This window comes from Bacillus sp. 22475 (assembly GCF_052044835.1).
Taxonomy (GTDB): Bacteria; Bacillota; Bacilli; order Bacillales; family Bacillaceae_G; genus Bacillus_A; species Bacillus_A cereus.
The window spans coordinates 365,970-381,357 of record NZ_JBQENW010000001.1; the positions used below are offsets into that span (position 1 = coordinate 365,970).

Here is a 15,388-nt window from a genome sequence, read left to right on the forward strand (position 1 = left end):
TTTAAGAGAGAACTCACATATTATATGAAAAAAGGTAATATGAGGAGTGAATTTATTTTGTCAGAATATATTTCTTCCCAAGAAGATTGTGCACCAAAAGGTAGCGTTCACATCGATTGTTTTGGCGCAGTTCCAAACTCGGTAAATGATAGCTCATTAGCAATTCAGCAAGCTATTGATTATTGTGTAGCGAATCGAATTTCGACGGTTCGAATTACAGGGGTAAATACGTACAAAATTGTAAAGCCGATTGTTATTAAATCAAACGTAAGATTAGAGTTAGATCCTACCGTAACGTTGCAAATTGATGGGGATTTTAATGCATTTGAGCTACAAAGTAACGCTTCGATAGTTGGTGGTACTATTCAAGTTATAAATCCATTGTTTCAATCTGCTGTTATTTATGTTTCTGGTTCACAACAAATCGAAGTACCTAATCAATCTGTTATATCAAATATAAATATAATAAATATAACTCCATCGTATAAAGGAAAAGCTATACATTTTTATTGTCAAAAGGCATGGGACTATATTAGTTTCTTTCAAGTTAAATTTATTCAAATTAAAAACTTTCAAACTGCAATATATTTGAAAACAGAGTATATAGATGATATCAATACACCTTGCTGGATTAACGCCAATGTATTTCAATCTATATTTATTGATGGATGTGTATATGGGATTGAAGTAGATGGAAATAGTGATTTGCCAAATGAAAGTTCAGGAAATACGTTTCATGATATTCAAGTGCAATGTAGACAACAAACGAAAAAAGTAATTCGTTGCTCAGGTGCGTATAATACATTTGATTGTATGATTTGGGATACTTACCGGATGAGTAGTGAACAAATTGTCATTGAATTTTCTTCTAATTCTCATCGTAACTACCTTTTTTCAAATCTGCTTTCGACAATTATTGTAGATAAAGGACAATACAATGTTTGTAAGTCTACTTATGAAGAATCCCTACGAATTCAGTTACCGATTACGTTAAATAGACCTCATTTAATAGGGAATCAAGATGATATTTTAGTAAATGCCCAGCAGAAATATAATGTTAAGCAAGTAAGTGGGAAAGTGCCTTACGGGGGGAATCTCGCAAATTGCTTTAATTTAATAGATGAACAAAGTGTAAACTATATTGACGTTCCAGATAGTAATCCAGTTGTAATTGAACTGGATTTTACGAAAAAACCAATACAAATGTTAAATTGTTTTGGAATGTATTTTGGGTGGGGAGAGAGCCCAAAGAAAATTAAAATTGAATATGCATTAAGCGCAACTGGAAGTTGGGTTATCGCGTTGGATGTTCCATTAAATGTTGGCGATACAATTATATCGAATATGAAGGCGAGTCAGTTATATAAAGTTAGAATTACATTAAGTGGTTATTCTCAAGATCATAAACGTTTTCGAATTAATCGTATCTTTGCAAGATCTTCTATGGAAAATGGGAATGCTTGGTTAGCGACAACTGGAGGAAGAATGTTTGGAGATATTGAAATAGAGGCAAGTAAAGGTATAATCATGAAGACTGCTAGTGGAGTGAAATGGAAAGTTACTATTAATGAAGCTGGCCAACTTATTACGACTAAAATAACTTGAGATGTTGTTTAATTGTATATTCTTGGACGAGTTACAACATAGTGGGATATAGGTAATGAAAAAGAGATTGTAATTTGGTTTCAACCAAACTACAATCTCTTTTTTGTTTAAATTACTTCCACCAAATCCAAGTCCAAAGGTAATTTCGTACATTTCGAGGAGTAATGCGAATGAAGCGTTCACCGTCAAAGAAACAATTTAAATTTGGAAGTGTTTCATCTGGATTTTCTGGAACAAAGGTGACGATGTTTTCGTTACTTGTAACGGTTACTGTAATTGGTGGATCGGTAGCGGATTTGAAGTTGTAATGTTTTAATCGCAAGATAAATACTTTCTACCCTAAAATAGCTTCTACGTAAAGAACATCACTACTAGCAGGGATATTTAAAATAACGATAGAACTATTTTGTATATAGATAATGTTACACCAGCAGGGTTTTAATTACTAATTTCACTTAATTTTTAAGTGAATAGTGTCATATCACATACATATAGTTCTGGTCAAAATAGGATATGTATGCGGTAGTTAAAGGGAAAAGTATATAAGCGGATTTAGAAAGAACAATCTAAGAGTCTAGATAAAGAGAGGGAGAATGATTGAATTGGAAATTAGGGTGGAGCGTCTTAGGGAAGAAAAAACAGGGAATATTGTATCATTATCTTCTTATATTGGGTGGGATTATAACAGAGAAGAAATTGAGACTATTTTTAACGCAGGGATTGTATACGGTGTTTGGAATGAGAAAGAGGAACTAATTGCTAGCGCGGCAATAATATTATATGGGGAGAAATTAGCGTCTATCGGAATGGTGATTGTACATCCAGATTATAAGGGGAGAGGGATTGGAAAGATAATAACGGAAGCGTGCGTTAAAAGCGTATCAGCTCATACTCCAATTATGCTGATTGCTACGGATGAAGGGAAACCTTTATATGAAAAGTTAGGATTTAGGGCAGTAAGTTATGTTTCTAAATACATATGTAACTCATACAATGCGAAAGATTATTGTGTAAGAAATGAAGATTATGTGATGAATTATGAAGAGGGTGATTTAGAAAAAATAGATGAATATGCGTTTGGAACAAATAGAAAAGAGTTTTTAAAGAAAAGAATTATGCAAAGTGAACAGTGTATCGTTGTAAAGGACAAGGAACAAAATGTATTAGGTTACGGTTTAAGCATACAAACACCAGAAAATAAGATAATAGGACCAGTTGTTGCTAAAAATAATGCGATGGCAATGAGAATAGTACATAATTTAGCAAGAGGACATAATGGAAAATTAAGAATGGATGTACCAGAAGGAAAGAACGATTTCATGAAAGAATTAGAGATTGCTGGTTTTAAAAAGGTGAATACACCACCAATTATGATGAAAAATAGTAATCGGTTATTAAAAAGAAATGGTGAACTATATAGTATTGCAGCGCAAATTTTTGGATAAAAAAGAATCCTTTTAAATGAAGGATTCTTTTTTGAGCCAATTTAATCACGATATTGGTCATGAGTAGGTTGAAAAAGATCTTCCTCGACATCTCTAACAACTGAAAAATGATCAACATTATAATGACCATGGAGAATTTTATTATGGTGAGAGATAATTTGCTCTGCAGACAATACGTTAGAATCAGTTGTTGAATGACCGTTTTTAATTAATGTAACGTCAAATCCTTGTACAGTTGCTGCCCTAACAGCAGTGTCAATGCAATGTTCTGTTTTACATCCGCCTATAACAATATGATTAATGTTTTCTTCTTTTAAAAGTTCAAGTAAAGAAGTGCCGTAGAATGAATTGGTTGCTGCTTTATTAATAAAGATTGCAGACTGGGGTACTTGAATTTGATTATGTACTTCAAATCCTTCGCCACTACCAGAAGCAACATCGATATCTCTTACGAAAACAATAAGGGCATTTGAATCTATTGCTTTCTGTATGGCTGTATTTAGTATAGATAAAAGCTCAGTTTTACGAAAAACTTCATTTTCTTGCTCATTTCCATCAATTAATTCTTGTTGAGCGTCGATAATTAATAGTGCTTGTTTCATCGTGTCTCCCCTTTAATATGAAATAAGTTCCACTTTACATATTCCTTCAGATTGTTAGGAAATCCTCCATTGTAAGCGAAGTAGAAGATTGATTTACAAAGTTGTCAAAGAAATTTCATTCTCATAGCGTGTAAAAACATGTATGATAGGAGATGGAGAATTTTTGAGTAGGTGGGAATAACATGCAAACAGTAGAAGATTATCTTTCATTCTTACATACGAAAGGATTTAAATTATCAGAGGAAGCACAGGGGTTTATTATGTTTGGACAAGGATATACTGGTGCGTCTGATGGGATTGTGAACGCAGCAATAGAAGCGACCATTAAACATCAATTACAGTTTGATGGCAGTTATTTCGTTGCGTTATTAGAACGATTGAAAGAAGAAGAGATTACAGATAAAAAAAGCGCTAAGGCTTTTATGCGGAAGTTACAAGCGTAACTTCACGCAGCCTGCGCTTCTTTTTTTGTTTTGGAAGGTAATTCAACAAAAATCATGCCTAGGAAAATACATAGACATCCGATAATAGCAGAAATAGAAAGTTGTTCATTTGCAACGAGAACGCCTGTTAAGGCAGCAAAAACGGGCTCCATTGCGAAAATAATTGCTACTCTCGTTGGAGAAGTGTGTTTTTGTGCCGATGTTTGAATGAAAAAAGCAATAGATGTTGCAAACAGGGCAGTTAGAAAGAGTGCGAATAAAAAGGATTGATTCGTCCATAGTGATACGGAAAATAACTTTTCCCAATCTTCAAACAAAAAAGCGCAAATAGAAGAAAATATACCAACAGCTAATACTTGAGATGTGCTTAATAATAAAGGTGATATTTTTTTAGAAAAGAAGCCGTTAATAAGAATATGGGCAGCGAAAGCAACTGCACAACCGAGAACAAGTATATCTCCTATATTTAATTGGAAAGAATCAGCAGCTGTTAATAAGTATAAACCTGTTGTAGCTACAGCAATACCAAGTACGATGAAAATGGTAGCTTTTTGTTTTAAAAAGATAAATGATAAGATTGGGACCATAACAATGCTTAGCCCAGTTAAGAAACCTGCTTTTGAAGATGTTGTATAGAGTAAGCCAAATGTTTGCAATAAATAACCGACAAATAAGAAAAAACCAACGATTATCCCTGCCGTGCTACTATGTTTTATATCTTGTTTTGAAGTTTTTTGTGAGAAAATAATTTGAACGAATAATAAAATAATTCCAGCGAATAAAAAGCGAATACCATTAAACGTAAATGGACCAACGAAAGACATAGCGTTTTGAACGACAACAAACGTAGCTCCCCAAATAAAAGAGACAAATAATAAAGCAAGAGGAGCAATCCACTCTTTTTTCACACTCATACCCCCGTTAATTTTGTAAGATAGCTTTTCTAGCTAATTCATCAGCTACTTTATTTTGACTACTTGGAATCCACTTAATAAAAAAGAGATCGAAGTTTTTTATGTACTGCAGCGCTTCATCTAAAAGAGGTGCAAATATTTTATTTTTTGCGTATTCCTTTTCAACAGCCCGTTCGACAAGCTGGGAATCTGTACGAAAAGAGACAGTGCTATAATTATGCTCGATGCAATATTTTAATGCTAGAAGTAAAGCGCGATATTCTGCTTCATGATTGGACATTGTTCCAAGTGGTACTGATAATTGTACAGGCGGCTGAACGCCTTTAATAAACACTCCTGCACCAGAAGGACCAGGATTTCCTTTTGATGCACCATCAATATATACTTCAATCAAAATGAGAAACCTCCAAATTATAAGATTATCCCCTACTTAAATATTTTTTGAAGTAGGGGATAGAGTAGTTATCCGATTGTGATGCTATAACGACATGTAAATGTTTCATTCGCTTGTAACGATTGAATTCCCTTTTTGTCCTTGAAATCTTTTGCTGGATTTATTTCATCAGCGATTCCATACCAAGGTTCAATACATAAGAAAGGTGCATTATCCCCTGGTGTCCATACGCCGACAAATGGGAAGCCATCAAATTCTACTTTTACAAATTTATTATGTTTATGAGAACGAATCGAAATTTCATTCGTATTCATATTTTCAAAAATAAGCGCATCATTTTTGAATAAATCATATGTAAGTGGCAATTCAGTTGTATTTTCAGCGATTAATTGCTTTTTGTTTGAAAGATAAGGTCCTTCTAATACGCTTGTTTCTAAGCGTTCCGAACCATTAAACGATAAATGATAATCTGTAAATGATTCACCGTCCAATAAGGGGAAGTTGAATCCAGGATGTGCTCCGATTGAGAAGAACATCTCTTTAGAAGTAGGATTGTTTACTTCATATGTTACATGAACGATTTGTCCATCTAGCTCATAAGAAACGAGTAATTCGAATTCGTATGGATATTTTTTTAATGTTTCTTCATTACTAGTAACGATATAAGTGATCTTTGTTTCACTTTGTTCTTTCACAGAGAAAGTAAGATCACGAGCGAAACCGTGTTGTGTTAATGAATATGGTTTACCGTCTACGTAGTATGTATTATCTACTAATCGGCCGACAATCGGAAACAAAATTGGTGCACGGCGTCCCCAATAAGTAGAATCACCTTGCCATAAATATTCTGTGTTGTCTTCTTTTAAGCGAACGCTCTGTAATTCTGCACCTTTGTCAGAAATGGAAACGATCACTTTTTCATTTTGAATTGTTGCTGTCATGAAGTGAAACCTCCTAAATCTTTCATATGTTTCATTATACGTTGTCTAAAAGGAAAAAGGTAGTTTATGATAGGAATCTATTGACGAAAGAGGGGCTACCACGTAAAATATAATCTTGTTGCTTAAAAAACGAATAACGTGGTTCGAAACCATCCCACGTAAAAAAACTAAGGAGATTTTGTCATGAATATTAGAACTTTAGTCGGTAATGGTATTTTAGCGGCATTATATATTGCTGTTTCTATGCTTATTCAGCCATTTGGCTTTACGAATGTACAATTTCGTATTTCAGAGATGTTTAATCATCTCGTTGTATTTAACAAGAAAGCAATTTACGGAATTGTATTAGGTGTATTTTTAACGAATCTCTTTTTCTCACCTATGATCGCTTACGATTTAGTATTTGGAGTAGGGCAATCTATTCTTGCGTTAGTTGCAACGATTATTTCTATGCGATTTATTAAAGGTGTTTGGGCTCGTATGATTTTTAATACAGTTATCTTTACAATTACAATGTTTATGATTGCAATTGAACTTCATCTTGCATTGGGTTTACCATTTATGTTGTCTTGGTTAACTTGTGCAATTGGTGAATTTGTTGTCATGGCGATCGGTATGCCTGTAATGTACTGGATTAATAAGCGAGTACAATTTGAAAGATTTATGTAATAGATGAAAGAGCTATTCCTATAGGGATAGCTCTTTTTGTATGTAATCATATTGAATATAATGCTGTGACTCTAGATAAAATATAATAAAATAAAGTGAGGCTTCAATTAGCCGGATATATATATAAGAAGTCTTACATAAGGGGAATGTAGTATGAAATATAAAATTCATTGGTTGTATAAAACGAAGCGTGGATTGCAGACGGAATTAACAACAGAGTATATGAACATAGAAGAAGTACTTCAATTTGCAGAGGATTTTGAGAAAACAGGAAGAGCTAAGGAACTTTTATTTTACGATGAAATGGACGCAGAATGGTCATTAAAAGAGATGAAAAAGTTAAGTAAGCAAGTAGAGGAAGAGCCCCAAGAAATACTCGTTTATTTTGATGGGGGGTATGATGTGCAAACGAAAGAAGCTGGCGTTGGTATATGTGTGTATTATAAAAAAGGAAATACAAACTACCGCATTCGCCGCAATGCATATATAGAAGGTATATATGATAATAATGAAGCGGAATATGCATCATTATTATACGGTATGAATATACTCGAGGAACTAGGGATTAAGTATGAAGCAGTTACACTTCGCGGAGATTCACAAGTGGTACTGCAGCAATTAGCCGGAGAATGGCCTTGTTATGATGAGCATTTAAACCATTATTTAGATCAAATTGAACAAAAGGCGAAGCAAATGAAATTAAAACTTGTATGTGAACCGATATCTAGAAAACAAAATAAAGAAGCACATCAATTAGCAACGCAAGCATTAGAAGGAACAGTTATTGATAGTCATAAAGAAATAACCGAATAGAGAGGTGCAAAGGTGGATAAAAAGCAACTCATTACAGAGGTAAATGACTTATTAGAAACGTATTGTGAAGGATGTTTTTTGCGAGAACATAATCGAAAGACAAATAGTAAGTATTATGCTCATTCATTTTGTATAAGGCAATGTACAGTTGGTGAAACATTGAAAAAGTATGGAGAACAGTTGTCATGAAAAAACATCCAGAGAAAATTCTCTGGATGTTTTTTTAGTGCTTTGCTTCGTTTAATTGCTGCTCGCATTTGCTTAGTTTCTTTTCCTCGTTCATTAAAAAGGGTTCATCTAAATCTACTGCAACAGATTTCATAATTTCAAGCTGTGAGCGAGCTGCTTCTACTGCAGTAGTAGCATGCTCTAATGTATCTGGATCCATTGAAATTGTTGCTGAGCCTACCATTTTTTGTGCTGTTTCTACACGGAATTTTACTTCTTCAAAATCATTTACTTCTGATCCCATTGTTACTGCCTCCTTTGTATATTGCGCATTTCACATAGTTTTTGCTCTGTAAAACGGAAATATACAAAGGAATAATAAAGGAGGTTACCAAGTAAGGTAACCTCCTGTTATATGTTGGATTAAAGTTTTACTACGTTAGCAGCTTGAGGTCCGCGGTTACCTTCAGTAATGTCGAAAGATACTTCTTGACCTTCTTCTAAAGCTTTGTAGCCGTCTCCTTGAATAGCAGAGAAATGTACGAATACATCGTCAGCGCCTTCCATTTCGATAAATCCAAAACCTTTTTCGTTGTTAAACCATTTTACTTTTCCTTGCATGTTATAATTCCTCCTAAAAGCGTTTACTATTTTCATTTAGTGAAATTCATTTAAAAAATAATATAAACTAAAAATGCTATATTCTTGAATATTCTGCTAAATGATTAATTTAAATATACACGAATTGGGAGAATTTAGTCAAGTAAGCGATTTTATTTTTTGTATTTTTAAATAATTTTTCAGTCAAATTTTTAAATAGGTATAGGACAGGCCGAGTATGTAATATTCTTAATTGAATGCTATACATAATGAGGTGAAAGAATGAATAAGTTTTATTTATTAGATAATGAAGGAATAAGAACGAGAACCGACATACCGGATTGGGTTGCAAAAGAATTTGAGATTTTTTCAAGTGTCGTGTTAGAACCAACTTTTCCATGTTATTTCGGTTTAACAGCTTTGAAAAAGAATGAACTTCGTTATTCATTTCTTTCTCATAATGATTGGAGTCATTTGCCGCATACAATGTTATCTTTTTTAGAGTTAATGAAAGAGAGGCCGATTGTAAGAAGGGGCTTTTTCCTTTTTATAGAACCGGAATGTGAAGAACAATCACTCGAATATTACCGCGATTCTTTTTGGAAAGTGCTACAGTATTTGCATGAAAACGATAATCAAGCATGGCCAAAGCAAATTCCTGAAGATCCAGACCATTATTTATGGGAATTTTCATTTGGTGGTGAGCCAATATTCGCATTTGGAAATGCGCCAGCTTATAAACAACGAAAAACTAGACATTTAGGAAATGCTCTCGTTATTGGGTTTCAGCCACGCACTATTTTTGATGGATTAGAGGGAGATCGTCCTAAAGGAGCATATTCAAGACAAATGGTCCGTGAGCGAGTTGAAAAGTGGGATCAATTGCCGAAACATCCGAACATTAGTCATTATGGTGACTCAGAGCATCGTGAATGGAAACAATATTTCATAGGAGACGATGTAGAACCAATAAAAGGGAAATGCCCTTTTCTTCATAAGATAAAAAAGTAAGAGCCATCACCTAGATGGCTCTTTTGTATATTTTGGATAAAAAAGGGTATTTTATTATGAAAGCTAGTCTATTTTTTCAAATTATATCATTAACTAGTAATAAAGAGAGTAGAAAGGATAGAGCGATGTTTGGAGCAATTATACAGCAAATCGTATTAGGTATTTCATTAGCTGCACCAGTAGGGCCGATTAATATTGAAATGTTAAAACGAGGAATTGAACGTGGGTTTTGGCATGCTTGGGTTGTTGGAATTGGTGGAATGACTGCAGATGTTTTATTTATGTTACTCATTTATTTCGGTTTATCTTCTGTGTTTATGTATACATATGTACAAGCCTTCATGTATTGCACGGGTTTTTTCTTGTTATTTTATTTAGGATTTCAAAGTGTAAAACAAGGAATTTTCCACTCGAATATGGAATATAAAAAAGAAGAGGTAGGTGGCCTTAAGCAATCGTTTATGGCAGGATTTTTAATTGCGATATCCAATCCATTAAATCTTGTTTTTTGGTTTGGTATATACGGAAGTACACTTAGCTCATTACTTACGAAGGTAACGAAACAAGAAGCTTTTTTGTACAGTCTTTGCATTATTGCTGGCATTATTTTATGGAATTTAAATATTGCTTTTTCTGTACATTTTGGAAGAACTTTATTAAAACCAAAAGCACTTGGCTACATAACAGCTGGAGCAGGTATTATTTTAGTAGGTTACTCTATACATTTTGCATACAAAGCTTTACAGTTGTTCACATAAGATTGAAGGGGAGATTTTTATGTATCGAACCACTATTGACGGAAAAGAAATTATCATTACGTTAGCGCCAAAAATCCGAAAAGAAATTACTGATAGAAATCCACTATATGAAGCGGTATTTCATAATGCTGCAAGATTGCTACAAACAAAGCAACCGACGTTTGCAGTAAATCATGAAATATTTGGTCTCATTATTGGAGAAGTGCAAAGAGGAGAAGTAACAGTGTTTGCAGTGGAACATATTATTCCGAAGCAAAATATATTTGGACCAAATAATTTTTTCTCGACAATAGAACAGCAGGCAAATTTGTAAAGTGAATAGAATAAGAATAGAAAAGAAATAGTCGTAACGATATGTTGCGGCTGTTTTTTGGGAAAAGGGGGAAACAAGATGAAGAAAGTGGGGAAAGAGTTCTTTTTACAACATGATATCGTTATTATGTATAGCATTCTATTTATTTTCATTATTATTTTAAAAATGCAATTTTTCTCTTGGGTTGGCATGTTAGCATGTATGTTTGGGATTGTTTTCTATACACTTAATGAATATATGACACATCGTTTTTTATTCCATATAAAGCCACCTAAAAACACATTTCTATTAAAAATGTTAAGAAGATTACATTATGATCACCACGTATATCCAGAGGATTTAAAACTTTTGTTTTTACCTGTATGGTTTAGTATACCTAGTTTTACTATTTATTTGCTTATAGCATATGGTATTACAAAAAGTGTTACTATTACACTTTCATTTGGAATCGGAATGATTATCATGCTGCTCGTTTACGAATGGAAACATTATATTGCCCATAGACCGATTCGTCCCGTCACTAAGCTTGGAAGATGGCTAAAAAAACAACATATATTACACCATTATAAAAACGAAAAGTTTTGGTTCGGTGTTTCAAATCCAGTATTCGATTTTATATTTGGAACACTTAAAGACGGAAAAGATGTTGAGTTAAGCGAAACAGCTCGTAATTTGGAAAAGGAAAAAAAGACAAAAGTAGTGCGTTAAGCACTGCTTTTGTCTTAATGAAGAAAAAAAGTAAGGTGTCACTTTATTTTGAAAAAGTATATTAAAAATTTGGGGGAAATTGCCGAAAAATGTCTATCGAAAAATCTTTGCATGAATGTATGGATTGTCTAAAATGAGTATAAGTTTCTGAATATTTATAAAATTTAGCCTTTAGGTATGCAAGGGGGAAGTGTATTTCAAGTAAGAGAGGGGATCGGTTAATGAAACGAGATGATACGTCAGCACGTAAGTTGCAAAATGAGGTGAATTATACAGAGGTTGTTCAGTCGGAAGAATTTCAATTGTTATTAAATACGAAAAAGAAGTTTATCATTCCAATGAGTATTTTCTTTTTTAGTTTTTTTATCGCATTACCTATTTTAACGTCGTATTCAAAGGTGCTTAATACACCTGCATTTGGTGACGTTACATGGGCGTGGGTATTTGCTTTTTCCCAATTTATTATGACATGGGCACTATGTATGATTTATAGCAAAAAAGCAGAGTCATTTGATGAAATCTCCCAAAAAATTCTGCAAGATATGCAAAAAGGGAGGGGCTGAACTTGAATACTACTGCATTTGCACTATTTTTAATTATTGTTCTTGGTACGCTCGTCATAACATATTTTGCATCGAAAAAAACGAAAAATGCGAGTGAATTTTATACGGCCGGAGGGGGATTAACTGGTTGGCAAAATGGTCTGGCCATCGCTGGAGATTACATGTCTGCTGCTTCATTTCTTGGTATAGCCGGAGCAATCGCATTAACTGGGTTTGATGGATTCTTTTATAGTATCGGTTTTTTAGTTGCTTATTTAGTTGTACTGTATCTTGTTGCAGAACCGCTTAGAAATTTAGGAAAGTACACTTTGGCGGATATGATTGCAGCACGCTTTGATGCGAAAAAAGTTCGCGGAGTTGCAGCTCTTAATACGATGACGATTTCTATCTTTTATATGATTGCACAATTAGTTGGCGCGGGTGCACTTATTAAATTATTATTAGGGATTGAATATACGACATCTGTATTAATCGTTGGAACACTTATGACGGTGTATGTTATTTTTGGAGGTATGACAGCAACGAGCTGGGTACAAATCGTAAAGGCTGTATTACTTATGGCTGGTACGTTTATTATTTCTGTTATCGTTTTCGCAAAATTTAACTTCAGCGTGACTGAAATGTTCGCTCAAATGAAAACAGCTACACCTTTAAAAGATTCATTTTTGAATCCAGGTGTAAAGTATAAGGATGGTCTTGATACACTTTCTTTAAATTTAGGACTAGTACTTGGTACAGCTGGATTACCACATATACTTGTCCGCTTTTTTACAGTACGTGATGCAAAAACTGCACGTCAATCTGTCGTATATGCGACGTGGTTAATTGGTGCATTTTATATTATGACGATTTTCTTAGGATTTGGTGCGGCAGCGTTTGTAGGAAATGAAGCGATTATTAAAGCAAACCCAGCTGGTAATATGGCGGCACCTTTATTAGCCAAAGCGTTAGGTGGAGACTTCTTATTTGCTTTCGTATCAGCAATTGCTTTTGCAACGATTTTGGCTGTAGTGGCAGGTCTTGTATTAACAGCAGCATCAGCATTCGCTCATGATTTTTATAATGAAATCATTCGTAAAGGAAAATCAACGGAAAAAGAGCAAGTATCCATGGCTCGTTATGCATCTATTGGAGTAGCGATACTATCTATCATACTTGCATTATTTGCCCAAACATTAAACGTAGCATTTTTAGTATCATTAGCATTTGCAGTTGCAGCGAGTGCAAATCTACCAGTAATTTTATTTACAATATATTGGAAGCGTTTTAATACAACGGGTGCTATTTCGGGTATGATTGTAGGTCTCGTATCAGCAATTGTTCTCGTAGCGTTGAGTCCGAATGTTTGGAACCCTGTAGCTGGAAAAGCTATTTTTGTTGGGGAAGCGTTATTCCCATATACGACACCAGGAATTATTTCAATTCCACTCGGATTTCTTGCAGCATATTTAGGAACGGTTTTATCTAGTAAGAAAGAAGATGAAGCGAAATTTGATGAAATTCTAGTGAAATCTAATACTGGTCATGGCATTAGCGATGCGTCTTCACATTAAATAAAAGAGGAGCTTTTCGATAGATAAGAAAAGCTCTTTTTTCTTTTGTCATTTTCTTGTAAATATTACTGATTTGTAAGTAGGATTTGTCTTAATTTTGTGGAATGAAAATAGCAGGGAGAAATTTAAGTCATCATGGCACCAGCGCAGCTTTTGTGAAAAATAAGTTGTTATGGAAGGTGGAAGTAATGATGAAAACGAAGCAAACTGATGAATTATTAGCAAAAGATGAGCAATATGTTTGGCACGGAATGCGTCCTTTTAGTCCAAATAGTACAATGGTAGGGGCAAAAGCTGAAGGGTGCTGGGTTGAAGATATACAAGGAAAAAGATATTTAGATGGTATGAGTGGCCTTTGGTGTGTGAATAGTGGATATGGAAGAAAAGAGCTCGCAGAAGCGGCTTATAAGCAATTACAAACATTATCATACTTTCCAATGTCACAATCCCATGAGCCAGCTATAAAGCTTGCTGAAAAGTTAAATGAGTGGCTTGGGGGAGAGTATGTTATTTTCTTCTCAAATAGTGGTTCAGAAGCGAACGAAACAGCTTTTAAAATAGCAAGACAATACTATGCTCAAAAAGGTGAACCACATCGTTATAAATTTATGTCACGTTACCGTGGGTATCACGGGAATACAATGGCGACAATGGCAGCGACGGGACAAGCGCAGCGTAGATATCAATATGAGCCGTTTGCTTCAGGTTTTTTACATGTAACACCACCGGATTGTTACCGTATGCCTGAAATTGAAGGACAGCATATTTATGATGTAGAATGTGTGAAAGAAGTCGATCGTGTTATGACGTGGGAATTAAGTGAAACAATTGCTGCGTTTATTATGGAACCTATTATTACAGGCGGGGGCATATTAATGCCACCACAAGACTATATGAAAGCTGTTCATGAGACGTGTCAAAAACACGGTGCCTTGCTTATTAGTGATGAAGTGATTTGCGGTTTTGGACGTACAGGAAAAGCATTCGGATTTATGAATTATGATGTGAAGCCAGATATTATTACAATGGCAAAAGGTATTACGAGCGCATATTTACCATTATCTGCAACAGCTGTGAAAAAAGAAATATATGAGGCTTTTAAAGGTAAAGGAGAATATGAATTTTTCCGCCATATTAATACATTTGGTGGAAATCCAGCAGCTTGTGCATTAGCACTTAAAAATTTAGAGATTATGGAAAATGAAAATTTAATTGAGCGATCTGCACAAATGGGTTCCCTTTTATTAGAGCAACTAAAAGATGAAATTGGGGAACATCCACTTGTTGGGAATATTAGAGGAAAAGGTCTATTAGTTGGGATTGAATTAGTAAATGATAAAGAGACGAAAGAGCCAATTGATAATGATAAAATAGCAAGTGTTGTAAATGCTTGTAAAGAAAAGGGCTTAATTATAGGACGAAACGGTATGACAACAGCAGGATATAATAACGTTTTAACATTAGCGCCGCCTCTTGTTATTTCAAGTGAAGAGATTGCTTTCGTTGTTGGAACGTTGAAGACAGCGATGGAGCGTATTTAATAAATAGAGAGAGGAGCGAGCTGTAATATAAGGCTCGCTCTTGTTTAGTAGGAGGGGACTTTTAATGGAGAAATATGATCCTAACAAACATTATCACATCGGATATTATGAAGACGGATATGATTTAGAAGTGACGGCGTACAAAAGAATAAATGAACCAGTTTGGGATGCTTATATTCCGCACTATGAGGCAGACGATTTTTATAAGAAAGTGGAGGGAATGAAGCTAGGTAAATATATAGATGATTATGGCATTATGGTGTATTCATTTGGGAATGATATTGATGATGATGAAGCACGAATTATTTTTGAAAAATGGTTAAAAAAGAACGGGATTGTTTAAAGAT

The 15,388-nt window shown here is 34.4% G+C and carries 20 protein-coding genes, 1 pseudogene and 1 riboswitch; of the genes and pseudogenes, 14 read left to right on the plus strand and 7 right to left on the minus strand.

The annotated features are described in order from the left end of the window. The first annotated feature begins 57 nt into the window (after window positions 1–57). Entirely contained in the window at window positions 58–1,605 is a 1,548-nt protein-coding gene (locus ACTJJY_RS02010) for a hypothetical protein (RefSeq protein ID WP_440604882.1), read from the plus strand. Window positions 1,606–1,717: 112 nt separating this feature from the next. Here the strand turns inward: ACTJJY_RS02010 and ACTJJY_RS02015 are convergent. After that, window positions 1,718–1,900, minus strand: a pseudogene (locus tag ACTJJY_RS02015) (hypothetical protein); the annotation flags it as partial. Between the two features lie 298 nt (window positions 1,901–2,198). On the opposite strand from ACTJJY_RS02015, the gene ACTJJY_RS02020 reads away from it, so the two are divergent. Further along, window positions 2,199–3,050 (plus strand): GNAT family N-acetyltransferase, encoded by an 852-nt coding sequence (locus ACTJJY_RS02020; protein ID WP_440604883.1) that lies wholly within the window; start codon window positions 2,199–2,201, stop codon window positions 3,048–3,050. A gap of 41 nt (window positions 3,051–3,091) precedes the next feature. Here ACTJJY_RS02020 and ACTJJY_RS02025 read toward each other — a convergent pair whose 3' ends face one another. Continuing rightward, window positions 3,092–3,652: a cysteine hydrolase family protein gene (locus ACTJJY_RS02025; RefSeq protein ID WP_440604884.1), complete on the minus strand. Its 561-nt coding sequence runs from the start codon at window positions 3,650–3,652 to the stop codon at window positions 3,092–3,094. A 182-nt stretch (window positions 3,653–3,834) separates the two neighbouring features. Here ACTJJY_RS02025 and ACTJJY_RS02030 point away from each other — a divergent pair, with 182 nt between their 5' ends. Continuing rightward, window positions 3,835–4,095 (plus strand): DUF6123 family protein, encoded by a 261-nt coding sequence (locus tag ACTJJY_RS02030; RefSeq protein ID WP_001195212.1) that lies wholly within the window; start codon window positions 3,835–3,837, stop codon window positions 4,093–4,095. A gap of 2 nt (window positions 4,096–4,097) precedes the next feature. Here the strand turns inward: ACTJJY_RS02030 and ACTJJY_RS02035 are convergent, their stop codons facing one another. The 3 genes from ACTJJY_RS02035 to ACTJJY_RS02045 all read right to left on the minus strand — a co-directional run bounded on the left by ACTJJY_RS02035 (window position 4,098) and on the right by ACTJJY_RS02045 (window position 6,344). After that, complete coding sequence (locus ACTJJY_RS02035) at window positions 4,098–5,003, minus strand: DMT family transporter (protein WP_000712599.1); 906 nt, start codon at window positions 5,001–5,003, stop codon at window positions 4,098–4,100. A 13-nt stretch (window positions 5,004–5,016) separates the two neighbouring features. Next, window positions 5,017–5,403, minus strand: coding sequence for a reverse transcriptase-like protein (locus ACTJJY_RS02040; RefSeq protein ID WP_000573880.1), 387 nt, complete (start codon window positions 5,401–5,403; stop codon window positions 5,017–5,019). A gap of 68 nt (window positions 5,404–5,471) precedes the next feature. Further along, complete coding sequence (locus tag ACTJJY_RS02045; protein WP_098676078.1) at window positions 5,472–6,344, minus strand: aldose 1-epimerase family protein; 873 nt, start codon at window positions 6,342–6,344, stop codon at window positions 5,472–5,474. 132 nt (window positions 6,345–6,476) lie between these two features. Continuing rightward, window positions 6,477–6,521: riboswitch (PreQ1 riboswitch) on the plus strand. 6 nt (window positions 6,522–6,527) lie between these two features. Between ACTJJY_RS02045 and ACTJJY_RS02050 the strand changes: the two genes are divergently transcribed. The 3 genes from ACTJJY_RS02050 to ACTJJY_RS02060 all read left to right on the plus strand — a co-directional run bounded on the left by ACTJJY_RS02050 (window position 6,528) and on the right by ACTJJY_RS02060 (window position 8,015). After that, window positions 6,528–7,013, plus strand: a complete 486-nt coding sequence (locus ACTJJY_RS02050) for a QueT transporter family protein (RefSeq protein ID WP_001026474.1) — start codon at window positions 6,528–6,530, stop codon at window positions 7,011–7,013. A gap of 153 nt (window positions 7,014–7,166) precedes the next feature. Continuing rightward, the gene (locus ACTJJY_RS02055; RefSeq protein ID WP_000875548.1) at window positions 7,167–7,826 is read left to right on the plus strand and encodes a ribonuclease H family protein; all 660 of its coding nucleotides are present in this window, start codon (window positions 7,167–7,169) and stop codon (window positions 7,824–7,826) included. Between the two features lie 12 nt (window positions 7,827–7,838). Beyond that, window positions 7,839–8,015: a zinc-finger domain-containing protein gene (locus tag ACTJJY_RS02060; RefSeq protein WP_000358801.1), complete on the plus strand. Its 177-nt coding sequence runs from the start codon at window positions 7,839–7,841 to the stop codon at window positions 8,013–8,015. Between the two features lie 34 nt (window positions 8,016–8,049). On the opposite strand, the gene ACTJJY_RS02065 is transcribed toward ACTJJY_RS02060, so the two are convergent. Further along, window positions 8,050–8,298: a DUF2564 family protein gene (locus tag ACTJJY_RS02065; RefSeq protein WP_000534400.1), complete on the minus strand. Its 249-nt coding sequence runs from the start codon at window positions 8,296–8,298 to the stop codon at window positions 8,050–8,052. Between the two features lie 119 nt (window positions 8,299–8,417). After that, window positions 8,418–8,615, minus strand: coding sequence for a cold shock-like protein CspB (cspB, locus tag ACTJJY_RS02070; RefSeq protein ID WP_001161731.1), 198 nt, complete (start codon window positions 8,613–8,615; stop codon window positions 8,418–8,420). A gap of 261 nt (window positions 8,616–8,876) precedes the next feature. Between cspB and ACTJJY_RS02075 the strand changes: the two genes are divergently transcribed. The 8 genes from ACTJJY_RS02075 (at window position 8,877) to ACTJJY_RS02110 (ending at window position 15,384) form a co-directional block, all read left to right on the plus strand. Beyond that, window positions 8,877–9,605 carry a YqcI/YcgG family protein gene (locus ACTJJY_RS02075; protein WP_440604885.1) on the plus strand — a complete coding sequence of 243 codons (729 nt, stop codon included), beginning with the start codon at window positions 8,877–8,879 and terminating at the stop codon, window positions 9,603–9,605. A gap of 14 nt (window positions 9,606–9,619) precedes the next feature. Continuing rightward, window positions 9,620–10,363, plus strand: coding sequence for a LysE family transporter (locus tag ACTJJY_RS02080; RefSeq protein WP_113304022.1), 744 nt, complete (start codon window positions 9,620–9,622; stop codon window positions 10,361–10,363). 19 nt (window positions 10,364–10,382) lie between these two features. Beyond that, window positions 10,383–10,676, plus strand: a complete 294-nt coding sequence (locus ACTJJY_RS02085; protein ID WP_000286361.1) for a hypothetical protein — start codon at window positions 10,383–10,385, stop codon at window positions 10,674–10,676. A 78-nt stretch (window positions 10,677–10,754) separates the two neighbouring features. After that, the gene (locus ACTJJY_RS02090; RefSeq protein ID WP_440604886.1) at window positions 10,755–11,384 is read left to right on the plus strand and encodes a sterol desaturase family protein; all 630 of its coding nucleotides are present in this window, start codon (window positions 10,755–10,757) and stop codon (window positions 11,382–11,384) included. 221 nt (window positions 11,385–11,605) lie between these two features. Beyond that, window positions 11,606–11,947: a DUF485 domain-containing protein gene (locus ACTJJY_RS02095; protein WP_023521588.1), complete on the plus strand. Its 342-nt coding sequence runs from the start codon at window positions 11,606–11,608 to the stop codon at window positions 11,945–11,947. A 2-nt stretch (window positions 11,948–11,949) separates the two neighbouring features. Continuing rightward, entirely contained in the window at window positions 11,950–13,500 is a 1,551-nt protein-coding gene (locus tag ACTJJY_RS02100; RefSeq protein WP_001098240.1) for a solute symporter family protein, read from the plus strand. 191 nt (window positions 13,501–13,691) lie between these two features. Then, on the plus strand, window positions 13,692–15,041 hold the full coding sequence (locus tag ACTJJY_RS02105; protein ID WP_000850962.1) for an aspartate aminotransferase family protein: 1,350 nt from the start codon (window positions 13,692–13,694) through the stop codon (window positions 15,039–15,041). A gap of 64 nt (window positions 15,042–15,105) precedes the next feature. After that, window positions 15,106–15,384: a DUF3986 family protein gene (locus ACTJJY_RS02110; protein ID WP_000417068.1), complete on the plus strand. Its 279-nt coding sequence runs from the start codon at window positions 15,106–15,108 to the stop codon at window positions 15,382–15,384. Window positions 15,385–15,388 lie beyond the last annotated feature (4 nt).